Genomic DNA, 12,960 nt, shown 5'->3' with positions numbered 1-12,960 from the left:
TCACCGGCGCACCTGTTTCCGGTCAGCTTTCGCCGTCGGCTCCCGGCGAGGACGCCTGAGCAGCCTGAGCGGCGGCGCTGCCCGGACGCTTCCGGGCCACCCAGCCCTCGATATTCCGCTGCTGGCCCCGCGCCACGGCGAGCGAACCGGAAGGGACGTCCTTCGTGATGACCGACCCGGCGGCGGTGTAGACCCCGTCCCCGACCGTGACCGGTGCCACAAACATATTGTCCGAACCGGTACGGCAGTGAGAACCGATCGTCGTGTGGTGCTTGGCCACCCCGTCGTAGTTCACGAAGACGCTGGCCGCACCGATGTTGGTGTGGTCACCGATCGTCGCGTCACCGACGTAGCTGAGATGCGGGACCTTGGTCCCCTCCCCGATCGTGGCGTTCTTCATCTCGACGTACGTTCCGGCCTTGGCCTTGACCCCCAGCCGCGTCCCGGGCCGCAGATACGCGAACGGCCCCACCAGCGCTCCCGCACCGATCTCGGCCGAGTCCGTCACCGAGTTGTCCACCCGCGCACCGGCGTGCACGACGGTGTCCTTGAGCCGCGAGTTCGGCCCGACCTCGGAGTCCTCCGCGAGGTGGGTGCTACCGAGCAGCTGCGTCCCGGGATGCACGACGGCATCACGCTCGTACGTCACGCTCGCCTCGATCAGCGTCGACGCCGGGTCCACCACCGTCACGCCCGCGAGCATCGCCCGCTCCAGCAGCCGCTCGTTCAGCAGGCGACGGGCCTCGGCGAGCTGGAGCCGGTTGTTGATGCCGAGGATCTCGCGGTGGTCACCCGCCACGGACGCCCCGACCCGGTGGCCGGCCTCACGCAGGATCGAGAGCACATCGGTGAGGTACTCCTCGCCCTGGCTGTTGTCGGTGCGCACCTTGCCCAGCGCGTCGGCCAGCAGCGAGCCGTCGAACGCGAACACCCCGGAGTTGATCTCCAGGATCGCCCGCTGCTCGTCGGTGGCGTCCTTGTGCTCGACGATCTCGGTGACCGCGCCGGAGGCGGCGTCGCGCACGATGCGCCCGTAACCGGTGGAGTCCGGGACCTCGGCGGTCAGGACGGTGACCGCGTTGGCGTCGGCGGCGTGGGTGGCGGCGAGCGCGCCGAGCGTCTCGCCGGAGAGCAGCGGGGTGTCGCCGCAGACGACGATCACGGTGCCGTCGACGGTTCCGCCGAGCTCTTCGAGCCCCATCCGGACGGCGTGCCCGGTCCCGTTCTGCTCGGCCTGGAAGGCGGTGCGCACGGGTTCGTCACCGGCGTTCAGGTGCGCGGTGACCTGCTCACTGGCGTGCCCGACGACCACGACGAGATGCTGGGGATCCAGCTCCCGGGCGGCGGCGACGACATGTCCGACGAGCGAGCGCCCGGAGATCTCGTGCAGGACCTTGGGGGTCTTCGACTTCATACGGGTGCCCTCACCCGCTGCGAGGACGACGACGGCTGCCGGGCTGGTTGCGCTCACGGATGTGCCCTTCGGCTTCAGGTGGTGGTCATCCGCAGGATACCGGGGGCGTTTCGCCGGGGAATGGGGGCGGGCCCCGACCGGTGTGGTCGGGGCCCGCGTGCCGAAGCTCCCCCACCAGGATTTGAACCTGGACATACGAGACCAAAACTCGCAGTGCTGCCTGATTACACCATGGGGGATCAATTCCGACTAAACCGGACATCGTGTCGGCTCGCCGGACTGGCACCCAACACTATGCCGTACCAGGAGCCTTCGATGCGACGGTACAGCTCGGCGCTTTGCAGGACGCGTACGGCAAGGCAGCCGTGGTAGTTCTCGCCGACGTTTTTACGGTTCGTCTTCGGTATGTGCTTCTTGATCGATGTTTTGCCGAACGCCGCGGTTCTGGCGCCGGTGAGGTCGGCCCAGAACCGCTCGGCTCCCGCGACATCCGCCGTCTCGTGGATGAGGACATGGAAGCGGAGGCGGTCGTCGTCCACCCTCAGGAGGCGGAGCCAGTCCAGGAAGACCTCGATCATGCCGGGGTCGCTGTTGACGAAGGTGACGCGCTCCTGGGTGCGGTATGGCTTGGACTTGGTGCCTTCCGCCCAGTAGAGGCCGACGCCCAGCAGGAAGAGCTCGCGGTCGGTCATGGCGCCGACCTCGTCCGAGGCCTTCTGCTTCTGCGCCTGGCGCTCGGCGTCCCGCCGCTGGAGCGTGGCCTCCCAGCCGCGCCGCCCGATGGCGGAGGACTCTTCCCGGGTGCGCCGACGCTCCGGCTTCGGCAGATCCCGTACCCACAGCGAGACCGAACTCGCCGAGCACCCCAGCTCCACCTGGATCTGGTCGTACGTCATGCCCTGGAGACGCAGTTCCCTGGCTTTCGCCCGTACGTCGTCCTTGGCGTTGGGCCGCTTCGTCCACTCGGGGGCGGGCTCTCCCTGCAGGAGGCGGTTGAGGAGGTCGTTGTTGTCGACGTGGAGGCGGTCGCGGATCTGGCGGCGGCTGAGGCCCTCCCGCCGCAGCGCCACCGCCTGGGCACGGAGGCCCTCGAAGTCGGCGTACTTGCTTGTGGTTTCCGTCATACGGTGATCGTCGTCCGGAATGCGAACGTCCGGGTCGAATGCGCGGTCGATTCGCCATTTCGGGCGATCGGCGTGCGTTTCGTGCACGTTCGAACGCGGAACGTGCTGTTGCCGGTCACCGGAAAAGGGGATGCGTCCGCCCGTAGGCTGGATGCCATGACCGCAACGGGGGCAGACCAGGAGGCGGCGGGATCGACCACCCGCGGCTACTGGTGGTGGGAGCGGCGGCGCAGTGTCGCCCTGGACGTGGGACTGGCGCTGGTATCCGCGCTGGAGTGTGGCCTGGAGGGGGTGGAGTTCGCCCGGAACACCGGGGTGCCGGTGCCGGTGGGCTTGGTGTTCGGGCTGTTGGCGGGCTCGGTGCTGCTGGTACGCCGGCGGTGGCCGATCGCCGTGGTGCTCGTGACGATCGCGATGACGCCGGCCGAGATGGGCTTCCTGATGGCCCTGGTGGGCCTGTACACGCTGGCCGCGTCCGAGGTGCCGCGCCGGATCACCGTCGTGCTGGCGGGGATGGCGCTGGTGGGGACGTTCATCGTCACCTACGTGCGGTTGCGGCAGAGCGTGGCGGAGCAGGCGGACTTCGGTCCCGGCGACTGGTACGTACCGCTGGTGTCGGTGTTCATGGCGGTGGGGCTGACGGCACCCGCCGTGCTGTTCGGTCTCTACATAGGGGCGCGGCGCCGTCTGATGGAGAGCCTGCGGGAGCGGGCGGATTCGCTGGAGCGGGAGTTGTCGCTGCTGGCGGACCGGGCGGAGGAGCGGGCCGAGTGGGCGCGTACGGAGGAGCGGACCCGGATCGCGCGGGAGATGCATGACGTGGTGGCCCACCGGGTGAGCCTGATGGTGGTGCACGCCGCGGCGCTTCAGGCCGTTGCCCCGAAGGACCCGGCGAAGGCGGTGCGGAACGCGGCGCTGGTGGGGGAGATGGGGCGGCAGGCGCTGACGGAGCTGCGGGAGATGCTCGGGGTGCTGCGGAGCGGGGACGCGTTGGTGGCGCCGGCCGCCGGGGATGGCGGTGCTGTTCCGTTGGCGTCGGTGGCACAGGCGGCTGCGGCGGTCGCTGCGGCGGCGTCGGAGGACGGGCCCCGGCTGAGCGAGCTGGAGGCGCTGGTGGCGCAGTCGCGGCAGGCGGGAATGGTGGTGGAGCTGTCGGTGGACGGTGAGCTGCGTCCGTACGCGCCGGAGGTCGAGCAGACGGCGTTCCGGGTGGTGCAGGAGGCCCTGACGAACGTGCACAAGCATGCGGCGGGGGCGAAGACGTGGGTGCGGTTGGCGCACCGGGGTTCCGAGGTCGCGATGCAGGTGGAGAACGGTCCGTCGGACGCGGCGGTGGCGGATGCGGGGCTGCCGAGCGGGGGGAACGGGTTGGTGGGGATGCGGGAGCGGGTGCTGGGGCTGGGGGGCGTGTTCGTGTCCGGCCCTACGGACGCGGGCGGCTTCCGGGTGTCGGCGGTGCTCCCGGACACCTCCAGCCCGTCCGGCGTTTGAGGACGGAACCCTTGCTGGGGGGAGCGGCAACCCCTCCGTGTCCGGGGACGTGAAGGCGCTGGTTCGTCCCGAGCGACGGTTCCGTCCTCGAACGCCGGACGGGCTAGACGGGGCTCGACGTCAGGCGCATCGGCTGCGCCCCCGTGATCAGCGTGGCCAGCGCCTCGTCGATGTCCTTGCCCAGGAACCAGTCCCCCGTGTGGTCGATGCTGTACACCCGCCCCTCCGTGTCGATCGCGAGGACCGCCTGCTCCTCGCCCTCCGCCCCCAGCGGCGCCACCTCGGTCTCCAGGGCGCGGCCCAGGTCGCCGAGCGTCCGGGCGAGGTGCAGTCCGTGCAGCGGGTCGACGCGGACGGCGGCGGGCGCGATCTGCCGGCCCGGTGCGGTCGCGGTGATGTGGAGGGCGCCGAACTCCGCCCAGGCCTCCACCGCCGCCGGGAACACCGCGTGCCGGTGCCCGGCGGGCGAGGTGTGGGCGCGCAGGGCGTCGGCCCACTCCTCGGCCTGCCGGATGTCCCAGCGCCCGGGCTGCCACCCGGCTTCGCGGAGGGCGGCGTCGACGGCGACGGGAAAGCGGGTGGAGTTGTGCTGCTGCTGCGGAAGGTGCGCAAGGTGCGGGTGCTGGTCGTGCATGGGTGGGCGGTCAGCCCTTCTCGGCGGTGGTCGCGGCGCCGGTGGTGGTGAGGTCGACGGGGCGTACGCCGAAGTGGGAGAGGAGCGCCGAACAGGATCGGCACGGTGGCGCGTAGCTGCCGTGGAGCGGGTCGCCGTCCTCGCGGATGCGGCGGGCGGTGAGCCGGGAGTGTTTGAGCGCGCGGCGGGCTTCCCCGTTGGTCAGGGGTTTTCGCTGGGCGCGTTTGGAGCGGCCGCTCTCGGCGGCGGTGAGCTGGCGGGAGAGCAGTATGGCCTCGGGGCAGCGGCCGGTGAAGCGTTCGCGCTGGCCGCTGGTGAGGGTGTCGAGGAAGTCCTGGACGAGCGGGTGCAGGACCGGCGGCTGGTCGCCTTTGCCGGCGGTGCAGGTGAGCGTCTCTCCGCGTACGGAAAGGGCGGCGGCCACGGCGGGGAGGATCCCGTCGCGGCGGTGGAGCAGGTGGGGCGTGTGGCTGGTTTCGGTGCTGCTCCAGTTGAGTCGCGGGTCCCCTGAGGTTCCGTTTGTGACTGTTTGTGCTGAATGCATGGTGCGGTCGTCCCTCCCTGCAATCCCCCGAGTTGCGGGGACAGCCTGCCAAATGTGCGGGGTGGTGGGGAAGCTGGGTGGGGGAAACGTGTGCGCGTGTCGCCGGAAGGTGCTAGAACGTCGCCTCACCGTCACGCGGATGTGACCGTTGGTGACGGAACCGGCGGGGCGGGAGCCCCTGTTGCCCCACCGCTTAGGCTGTGCGGAACCACCAGACGCAGCAGGGGGCAACCGCCATGACGACAGGTCGGCTCGGGCAGCAAGCCGCGCCACCGAACGCGGCCTATGCCGGTCAGGTCGTGCACTTCCCGGACCCGGTCCGGGCGTCCCGCCACCCCAGGGGTGTGCGCGTGGACGGCAGCGGCCATCCGGATTTCTCGCCGTACGCGCGGGCCGCCGCCGAGATCGCCGATCCGCCGCAGGGGTTTGGTGTCGACGAGCTGCGGCTGACGGATTACGTGTCGGCGAACGCGGCGATGGCGGCGGCCGGCCATGAGCTGTGGGACACGATTCCCACGGTGGCGACGCCGCACGGCTGGACCTGGCACCACGTGGCGGGCGGCCGGCGGATGGAGCTGGTGCCGGTCGAGGTGAAGGCGCTGCTGCGTCACCACGGCGGTCTGGCGACGACCGAGGTGGACCAGGACCGGCGCGGTACGCGGCCGTTGCAGGAGACGCGTCCGGCGCATTTCCGGCTGCCCAAGGGTGCGGTCGCGGTGAGCGAGCAGCAGATCCAGGGCGTCGAGGAGGATCTCGGTTACCGGCTGCCGGGCGCCTACCGCTCGTTCCTCAAAGCGGCGGGCGGTTCGGCTCCTGTCGGGGCCGCGCTGGACGCCGAGTTGGGGCTGCTGGTGGACCAGCCGTTCTTCACGGTGCGTGACGAGGCGGCCGTCAACGACCTGGTGTACGTGAACAAGTGTCTGCGGGACCACTTCACGAAGGACTACCTGGGTGTCGGTTTCGTCCAGGGCGGGATCCTGGCCGTGAAGGTGCGCGGGCAGGACGTCGGTTCGGTGTGGTTCTGCCCGTACGACGATGCCCGGGACCAGGACGGCTGGAGCGTGCAGGAGCGCGTGGAGCGGCTGTTGCTGCCGTGCGGTGCGGACTTCGACGCCTTCCTCCAGCGGCTCGCGGGCAATCCGCCGGAGCTGGAGACGGTGGCGAACCTGATGGTGGACGGCGGCTTCGCGCGCGCCGTCCCGGTGGAGGGGTGAGCGCGGTGGTGACTTTCGCGCAGGCGCAGGAGCGGGCGGACGAGTGGGTCAACGGTGACGTGCCCGCGTACCAGCACCGAGAGGTCCGGGTCCGTGAGTTCGAGCTGGGTTTCGTGGTGTGGGCCGAGGACCGCGCGGAGGGCCCGGTCTCGGACGGTGGCCGTCAGCGGCTGGTCATCGCCCGGGACAGCGGCGAGGCGACGTTGTGGCCGGGGCTGCCGGTGGGTGAGGTGATCCGGCGGTACGAGGAGGAGTACGGGACTCCGGCGGGCGCGCCGGACCCTGCCCCGGAGCCGCCGCAGCGGGTGGACCTGAACCAGACGTCGTTCCTGCTGACGCCGCCGGAGTGGCTCCAGGAGGCGGCGGACAAGCTGGGCATCCCGGACCACCGGGCGGAGCGCCGGGCGGCTGCGGAGGAGGCGGACGCGGAGGCTTCGGCTGCTGCTTCCGCGCCGGACCAGGCGTCCGGCGAAACGCCCGTACCCACCTCCGTACGCACTCCCGTGGACGAGCCCGCCGACGCCACCCCTTCCTGGCCCGCGGCGGACGGCAGCGCAGGCGGCGGTACGGGTGCGGCGGCCTACGAGCCCACCGCCAACGACGGCGTGCCCGCCGACGCGACCCCGTGGGCCGGTACGGACACCAACTCCTCCGACTCCGACGACGGGGCCGTTCCGCTGCCCGCGACGGTGTTCGCGCCGCCGCTGTCCGGGACGGACGACGAGGAGGCCCCGCCGCCGGTGGTGCCGGCCGAGGCGCCGACCGCGCTGATGTCCGGCGGCAGCCAGCTGCCGCGTACGCAGGTGGCTCCCACGCTCAAGCCCGCCGAGCAGGGCTCCTCGGACGCCGGTGACATCGCGGACGCGGCCACCAGCAAGGCCGTGGTGCCGCCGCGCGGTTCGCGTGGGGCCGGTCCGACGACCCCGCCGCCGCCCGGTGCGCCCGGCATCCCCGGCGTACGCCCCGGCGCGACGCCCCCGCCGTCCGGCCCGGGTGCGCCCGGCGCTCCGGCGGGCGGGTACATCCCGACGCAGCTCGTCTCCCAGCTCGGCCCGCCCGGCGCCACCCCGCCGGGTCCGCCCGGCCCGCCCGGTCCTCCCGGACCTCCGCCGGGTTCCACGCCGCCTCCCGGCGGTGTCCACCACGCGGCGACGATGCTCGCCGACGGCAGCAGCCTCGGTGCGGGCGTCCCGACCCCGGGCGCGCCCCGCCCGCCGGGCCCTCCCGGCACCCCGGGCGCCCCGCTGCCCCCGGGCCCGCCCGGCGTCCCCGGCGCCCCGCAGCCGCCCGGCCCCCCCGGACCTCCGCCCGGCTCCACACCGCCTCCCGGCGGCGTGCACCACGCCGAGACGATGTTCGCGAACTCCGGCCCGATCCCGGTCCCGGGTCCGCCCGGTCCTCCGGGACCTCCGCCCGGCGCTCCGCAGGCCGCCGCGCCCGGTCCCGTACCGCAGGCGCCTCAGCCGGGAGGCCAGGGAGGCCCAGGCGGCCCGGGGGGCCCGGGTGGTCCGGGAGGCCCGCACACTCCGCCGCCGCCCCCGGCGTACGGCTATCCGCAGCAGCCCACCGGTCTGCCGACCGTCGGCCCCGGCTACCAGGCGGTGCTGCGGTTCCGCGCGCCGGACGGCAGTGAGCAGCAGCTGATCCGGCGTTCGGCGCCGGGCACTCCGCACCCGGAGTGGCAGATGCTGCACGAGCTGCGGGCGATGAACGTCGCCCCGCAGCAGGTCATCGAGCTGCACACGGAGCTGGAGTCCTGCGAGCTGCCGGGCGGGTACTGCGCGCGGATGATCCGGGAGACCTGGCCGCAGGTGCGGATCACCAGCGTCGCTCCGTACGGCACCGATCACGCGAGCCGGCAGCAGGGCATGCTCCATCTGCTGACGCACCAGGGTGAGCTGCACCAGGTGGCGGACGGTCCGGCGCGGCCGGCGCCGGTGCGGGCGCCGCTGCCGCAGCTGCCGCCCGCGCCCGCGCTGCCGCCGGAGGCGGTGGCCGAGGAGCTGCTGCAGGCGTTCGGTCCGCAGGGGATCCTGCGGTTCGACCAGCGGGCGGTGTCGCGTCAGGGTGTGCCGGAGATCGTGGCGCGGACCCTCGTGTGGGCCGGTCTGCCGGCCGATTTCGGGCCGTTCTTCTGGGCGCAGCCGGGTCAGCCGGTGGTGCCGACGCTGGGCGAGCTGGCGGCGCAGCGGCAGGTGCAGGCGGCGCCGGACGCGGGGTCGTACCTGGTGATGGGTACGGACTTCGGGCGCGCGATCTGTGTCCAGTACGGGACGGCGAACATCGTGGCCGTGCCGGTGGAGGCGGGTCCGGGCGGTCAGCCGGTTCCGCCGCAGTTCGTCAACACGGGGCTGCCGGAGTTCGTGCGTTCGATGGCGCTGCTGGGCCGGATGTGGCGGCTCCGGTTCGGGCTGACCCCGGAGCAGGCGGGCCGGTGGACCGTCGATTTCCAGGCACAGCTGGTGGCGCTGGATCCGGCGGCGCTGGCGTCGCCGGAGAGCTGGTGGTCGGTGCTGCTGGAGCAGATGTGGGACGGTCTGCTCTGATCCGTACCTTTGGCTGAGACACGTTGTCGACCCACCCGGTCCGGGACGGATCGGGTGGGTCGTGGCGTACCGGGCGTGTGACGCCGGTCGCTTTCCGTCCGGAAAGCACCTGATCGATTCCGACTTCCGGCCCCAATTGCCGCATCCTTGACGTATCGCGGGGAGACCCGTGTGCGTCCGCGTGCCCGTGTGCAGGTTGGAGAGGGGCTTCAGGCTATGAGTGCTGGACCGGTGTCCGCGTTCGACGTCGTCGGCGTGCGGGGGCGTGGTTACCGTCCGGAGCAGGTGGACCGCGCGGTGGCGGAGCGGAGCGCCGAGCGGGACAGGGCGCTCGCGGAGGTCGTACGGCTGGAGCGGCAGGCGCAGGAGCTGGCGGCCGGGACGGCCCGGCTGGCGGAGATCGTGGCGGGGCTGCCCGAGCAGGATTACGCGGAGCTGGGCGAGCGGGCGCAGCACCTGCTGGCGCTCGCCGGGGAGCAGGCCGAGGCGCTGCGGGCGGACGCGGAGGCGGCGGGCCAGGAGCTGGCGGACGCGGCCGACGCCGAGGCCCACGCACTGGCGGACGCGGCACGTGAGGCGGCCGATGCGGTACGGGCCGCTGCCGTGGCGGCGGCGGAGGAGCGGGTCGCGGAGGCGGTCCGGGAGGCGGAGTCCGTGCTCGCGGCGGCCCGCAAGGAGGCCGGCGAGGCGCGCGGCGCGGCCGAGGAGGCGATGGCGCAGACCCGGAACCGCACGGCGAGCGTGCTGGCCCACCAGGACCAGGAGCACACGGAGCGCCACCAGGCCGCCGAGGCCGAGATCGCCACGGCGGAGGCCGCGTCGGAGGCCCGCCACCAGGAGCTGACCGAGCGCGCGGAGACCCTCCTCGCGGAGGCGTCCCGCACCCTGTCGGAGGCCCGGGAGGCGGCCCGCCACGGCCAGGAGGACGCGGAGGCGCGAGCGGCGGAGATCCTCTCGGAGGCCCGGGTGCGCGAGGAGCGGATCGTACGGGAGACGGAGCGCGTGCTGCGCGAGCACGAGGAGGGCCGCGAGGAGGTCCAGGCCCACATGGCCCACGTCCGCAGCTCACTGGCGGCGCTGACGGGGCGGGTGACGGCGGGGCCGGAGGCCTGAGCGGTCCGGAGGCCTGAGTTCGCGTTGCGGGCCGTTCGTGGGCCTACGGCCAGGTGCGTTCGACGTGGTCGTGCCGCACGGCGTAGGCGGACGGGCCGCCCTTGGCGATCGCCTGATGGATCGCTGTGCGGTGGGTGTCGAGCCGTTCGACCATCTGGATGCTGGGCAGCTGCTGGTTGTCGAGGTAGAAGAAGACGGCCTTGTGGTCCAGGACGGGCTGAATCTCGGCGTCACGGGTCTTGATGCGGCCGTCCTTGGACAGGGGGACCCATGCCCGGCGGAGACCGTGGTCGATCCACTCCTCGTCCGCGATGCGCTGTCCGTCCTCCGGAAACGCGTCTCCGATGTGGTGGACGATCCATCCGCGTTCCCGCAGCCCGTCGGCTACGCGGCGCCCGAGGTTGCGGTCGAGGAAGAATTCAGGCGGCAAGCTTCACCACGGCTTCGCAGAGAGCGCCCACCTGCTCCGGGGTCATATCGAAGTCGTACGCGATGTCCTCGACGGTCTCGCCGGCTTCCCACAGGTCCGTGATGGCCTGGACCGGGACACGATTGGCCGCGACCACGGGCAGCCCGCGCCCGAAGCGCGGATCGATCACGACGGGCACGGCCTCCCCGTACTGACTCAGCTGGAGACTGGAGGGGAAGTCGTCGTCCGCCTCCCAGGTCAGGTAGCGGAGGTACTGGGCCACGACCTCCTGGATCGGGGCCTGGCCGTCCCTGGCCCGGCGCAGGTCGCCGAGGCCGTGCTCGACGAAGATGTCCACGCCGTCCGTGGCGATGCGCTTCGAGACGAGACCGTACGGGGTGTCGAAGGCCTTTCGTACGGCTGCTGCCGCCTCCCTGATCTCGCTCATCCGCAGGCCGAGGGTGCGCAGGGAGCGCAGGACGTGGGCTTCGGCCACCGCGATGAAGGGGAGGGACGGCTGCCTCCTGCGCGTGGGTTCGATCGCGTGGACCAACGGGGCTCCGGCGGCCTTTCCGTTCAGCCAGCTCGTGAGCGTCGAGTACGGGATCTCCAGGTAGGAGGAGGTCTCGGTGGGCGTCAGGAGCCCGTCCGTAAATCTGTCGACCATGATCCACCTCCCGTAGACGATTCCGCATCGTTGCACACCAGCCTGCCAGCGCCCGGCTGCGGACACCTCCCCGGGCCGGTGTGCCCCGGCCCGGGGTGATGGTCAGCGGGTGACGATTCCGCCGATGAACGTCGACCAGGCGGCAGTGGTGAGAACGAGGGCCGGACCGCCGGGGTTCTTGCTGTCACGGACGGGGACGACGCCGGAGAAGCCGTCCGCCACCTGCACGCAGTTGCCGCCCTCCTGATTGCTGTAGCTGCTGCTGCGCCAGGCGGCGGCGGTCAGGTCGGGACGGGACGCGGCTTGCACGGTAATCGGCCTCCAGCACGGAACGGATCAGTTCGAGCGACATCAGCGGCGGGAGCGCCATCGCCCTGAGTTGATCGTAGGTCAGAACGAACCGTTCGACCTCGTCCGGTTCCTCGGTCAGCTGACCGCTGTGCGCGCCTTCCGTGTAGGCCACTTCGGAGCCGTCCGGCATGACGAGCACGGTGAGGGAGCCGCCCAGCGAACCGTGCTCGCCCTGGTCGAACGGCAGCACCTGGAGGGTGATGTTGGGCTCCTCGGCCAGCTGGAGCAGCTTCTCCAACTGGCCGCGCATCACCGTCTTTCCACCGACCGGCCGCCGCAGCACGGCCTCGTCGAGGATGATCCACAGATCTGGCCGGTCCGGACCGGTGAGCCGCTTCTGGCGGTCGAGCCGGGCCGTGACACGTTCCTCCAGATGCTCGGCGTCCCGCAGCGAGTAGCCGACGCTCAGCAACGCCCGCGCGTAATCCGGGGTTTGCAGCAGGCCCGGCACGGCGTGTGAGGCGTACTCGCGAATCACCCTGGCGCGCGCCGAGTAGGCGATGAAGGCCTGCGACCAGTCCGGGAACGCCTCGCGGTGCACGAACGGCAACAGGTCGATCAGCAGGTCGTCCGCCACCAGTTCGCGGTCCAGGTTCCGCGTCAGCTCCAGTGTCGGTTTCGCGCCGGTCGCTCGCTCGATCTGGTTGATGCGGCTGCCCACCACGTGCGTGAGGACGCCCACTTCGGTCTGGGTGAGTCCGGCCGCCTCGCGGAGCTTGCGCACGCGAGTGCCGAAGAGGGCGGCCATCGAGGCCTGCGGGTCAATTGCTTTGGCCACGGCGTTACTTCCGTTCCTTACGGCCTGCGAGGTAAGGCGCTGTCACCTTCCGAGGCTAGGGCGGACGCCCGACTCTTGAGTACGGAACGTCACGGAACCCGCTCGTGTGGGTGACGTGAGGAGCGTCGAGCGAGCGGATGACCGGAATGAGCGGCAAGAGGACGACGACGGCGACGGAGACCGACGGGCGACAGGAGGACCCGCTGACCCCGCGCGGCTTCGGGCTGAACGGCAACGGGTACGGCTCGCTGTCCCGGCAGTTCCCGTCCACGCCGCAGGGCGCGCAGGAGGCGCGGCACGCCGCGGTACGGCAGTTGGGGCAGTGGGGGTTCGGGCCGATGGCGGATGTCTCGTGCAACGTGGCGCTGGTGGTGGCGGAGCTGGCCGCCAACGCGGTGCGGCACGGGAGCCTGCCGGGACGGGAGTTCGCGGTGCGGGTGGACTACGAGGGGGCCGCGAGCCGGTTCCGTATCGAGGTCTCGGACGCGCGGCTCGGCCGGACGCCCGAGGAGGCGGTGCTGCCGCCGGCCGACCGGGAGACGGGGCGCGGGCTGTTCCTGGTGGAGTGCCTGGCGTCGCGGTGGGGTTGGGAGCCCCGTGATCCGATCGGGAAGATCGTGTGGGCGGAGGTGGCGGCTCCGGAGCGGCCCAGCGGTCTGTGAGGCGCCGGGCCGT

Annotated in this window: 13 protein-coding genes; 5 read left to right on the top strand and 8 right to left on the bottom strand. The window is 72.1% G+C overall.

What is annotated here, in order from left to right; all coding sequences use genetic code 11:
- Window positions 1-22 precede the first annotated feature (22 nt).
- Window positions 23-1,471: a bifunctional UDP-N-acetylglucosamine diphosphorylase/glucosamine-1-phosphate N-acetyltransferase GlmU gene (glmU, locus tag ACQP09_RS12720; RefSeq protein WP_433398504.1), complete on the bottom strand. Its 1,449-nt coding sequence runs from the start codon at window positions 1,469-1,471 to the stop codon at window positions 23-25.
- A gap of 182 nt (window positions 1,472-1,653) precedes the next feature.
- A complete protein-coding gene (locus ACQP09_RS12715) occupies window positions 1,654-2,538 on the bottom strand; it encodes a hypothetical protein (protein WP_433398502.1) in 885 nt (294 codons plus the stop codon).
- A 156-nt stretch (window positions 2,539-2,694) separates the two neighbouring features.
- Here ACQP09_RS12715 and ACQP09_RS12710 point away from each other — a divergent pair, with 156 nt between their 5' ends.
- Complete coding sequence (locus tag ACQP09_RS12710; protein WP_433398500.1) at window positions 2,695-4,029, top strand: sensor histidine kinase; 1,335 nt, start codon at window positions 2,695-2,697, stop codon at window positions 4,027-4,029.
- Window positions 4,030-4,132: 103 nt separating this feature from the next.
- On the opposite strand, the gene ACQP09_RS12705 is transcribed toward ACQP09_RS12710, so the two are convergent.
- Window positions 4,133-4,663, bottom strand: coding sequence for an SUKH-3 domain-containing protein (locus tag ACQP09_RS12705; protein WP_433398498.1), 531 nt, complete (start codon window positions 4,661-4,663; stop codon window positions 4,133-4,135).
- Between the two features lie 10 nt (window positions 4,664-4,673).
- Window positions 4,674-5,207 (bottom strand): YwqJ-related putative deaminase, encoded by a 534-nt coding sequence (locus ACQP09_RS12700; protein WP_433398496.1) that lies wholly within the window; start codon window positions 5,205-5,207, stop codon window positions 4,674-4,676.
- A gap of 236 nt (window positions 5,208-5,443) precedes the next feature.
- Here ACQP09_RS12700 and ACQP09_RS12695 point away from each other — a divergent pair, with 236 nt between their 5' ends.
- The 3 genes from ACQP09_RS12695 (at window position 5,444) to ACQP09_RS12685 (ending at window position 10,080) form a co-directional block, all read left to right on the top strand.
- Window positions 5,444-6,421, top strand: a complete 978-nt coding sequence (locus tag ACQP09_RS12695) for an SMI1/KNR4 family protein (protein ID WP_356746402.1) — start codon at window positions 5,444-5,446, stop codon at window positions 6,419-6,421.
- Between the two features lie 5 nt (window positions 6,422-6,426).
- On the top strand, window positions 6,427-8,967 hold the full coding sequence (locus ACQP09_RS12690) for an SUKH-4 family immunity protein (protein WP_433398494.1): 2,541 nt from the start codon (window positions 6,427-6,429) through the stop codon (window positions 8,965-8,967).
- 216 nt (window positions 8,968-9,183) lie between these two features.
- On the top strand, window positions 9,184-10,080 hold the full coding sequence (locus ACQP09_RS12685; RefSeq protein ID WP_433398492.1) for a cellulose-binding protein: 897 nt from the start codon (window positions 9,184-9,186) through the stop codon (window positions 10,078-10,080).
- A gap of 43 nt (window positions 10,081-10,123) precedes the next feature.
- Here the strand turns inward: ACQP09_RS12685 and ACQP09_RS12680 are convergent, their stop codons facing one another.
- From ACQP09_RS12680 to ACQP09_RS12665, 4 genes are all read right to left on the bottom strand, one after another.
- The gene (locus ACQP09_RS12680) at window positions 10,124-10,510 is read right to left on the bottom strand and encodes a toxin-antitoxin system, toxin component, PIN family protein (RefSeq protein WP_433398490.1); all 387 of its coding nucleotides are present in this window, start codon (window positions 10,508-10,510) and stop codon (window positions 10,124-10,126) included.
- On the bottom strand, window positions 10,500-11,156 hold the full coding sequence (locus ACQP09_RS12675) for a DUF433 domain-containing protein (RefSeq protein WP_433398488.1): 657 nt from the start codon (window positions 11,154-11,156) through the stop codon (window positions 10,500-10,502). The genes ACQP09_RS12680 and ACQP09_RS12675 overlap by 11 nt, the downstream gene beginning before the upstream one ends.
- 102 nt (window positions 11,157-11,258) lie before the next feature.
- Window positions 11,259-11,378, bottom strand: a complete 120-nt coding sequence (locus tag ACQP09_RS12670; RefSeq protein WP_433406574.1) for a DUF397 domain-containing protein — start codon at window positions 11,376-11,378, stop codon at window positions 11,259-11,261.
- Window positions 11,341-12,255 (bottom strand): helix-turn-helix domain-containing protein, encoded by a 915-nt coding sequence (locus ACQP09_RS12665; protein WP_433398486.1) that lies wholly within the window; start codon window positions 12,253-12,255, stop codon window positions 11,341-11,343. Before ACQP09_RS12665 ends, ACQP09_RS12670 begins: the two co-directional genes overlap by 38 nt.
- Window positions 12,256-12,422: 167 nt before the next feature.
- On the opposite strand from ACQP09_RS12665, the gene ACQP09_RS12660 reads away from it, so the two are divergent.
- Window positions 12,423-12,947, top strand: coding sequence for an ATP-binding protein (locus tag ACQP09_RS12660; RefSeq protein WP_433398484.1), 525 nt, complete (start codon window positions 12,423-12,425; stop codon window positions 12,945-12,947).
- The last annotated feature ends 13 nt before the right edge of the window (window positions 12,948-12,960 follow it).

Origin of the sequence: Streptomyces sp. CA-146814 (assembly GCF_050942385.1) — a bacterium.
Lineage (GTDB): Bacteria > Actinomycetota > Actinomycetes > Streptomycetales > Streptomycetaceae > Streptomyces.
Note: the sequence above shows the minus strand (reverse complement) of the source record. Positions and strands in the feature narration are given on the sequence as shown.

Excerpts from the sequence above, each read along its gene's own strand:
- ACQP09_RS12710 (WP_433398500.1), top strand. The coding sequence starts at position 2,695 with ATGACCGCAACGGGGGCAGACCAGGAGGCGGCGGGATCGACCACCCGC.
- ACQP09_RS12695 (WP_356746402.1), top strand. The coding sequence starts at position 5,444 with ATGACGACAGGTCGGCTCGGGCAGCAAGCCGCGCCACCGAACGCGGCC.
- ACQP09_RS12665 (WP_433398486.1), bottom strand. The coding sequence starts at position 12,255 with ATGGCCGCCCTCTTCGGCACTCGCGTGCGCAAGCTCCGCGAGGCGGCC.
- ACQP09_RS12705 (WP_433398498.1), bottom strand. The coding sequence starts at position 4,663 with ATGCACGACCAGCACCCGCACCTTGCGCACCTTCCGCAGCAGCAGCAC.
- ACQP09_RS12700 (WP_433398496.1), bottom strand. The coding sequence starts at position 5,207 with ATGCATTCAGCACAAACAGTCACAAACGGAACCTCAGGGGACCCGCGA.
- ACQP09_RS12715 (WP_433398502.1), bottom strand. The coding sequence starts at position 2,538 with ATGACGGAAACCACAAGCAAGTACGCCGACTTCGAGGGCCTCCGTGCC.
- ACQP09_RS12685 (WP_433398492.1), top strand. The coding sequence starts at position 9,184 with ATGAGTGCTGGACCGGTGTCCGCGTTCGACGTCGTCGGCGTGCGGGGG.
- ACQP09_RS12675 (WP_433398488.1), bottom strand. The coding sequence starts at position 11,156 with ATGGTCGACAGATTTACGGACGGGCTCCTGACGCCCACCGAGACCTCC.
- ACQP09_RS12660 (WP_433398484.1), top strand. The coding sequence starts at position 12,423 with ATGACCGGAATGAGCGGCAAGAGGACGACGACGGCGACGGAGACCGAC.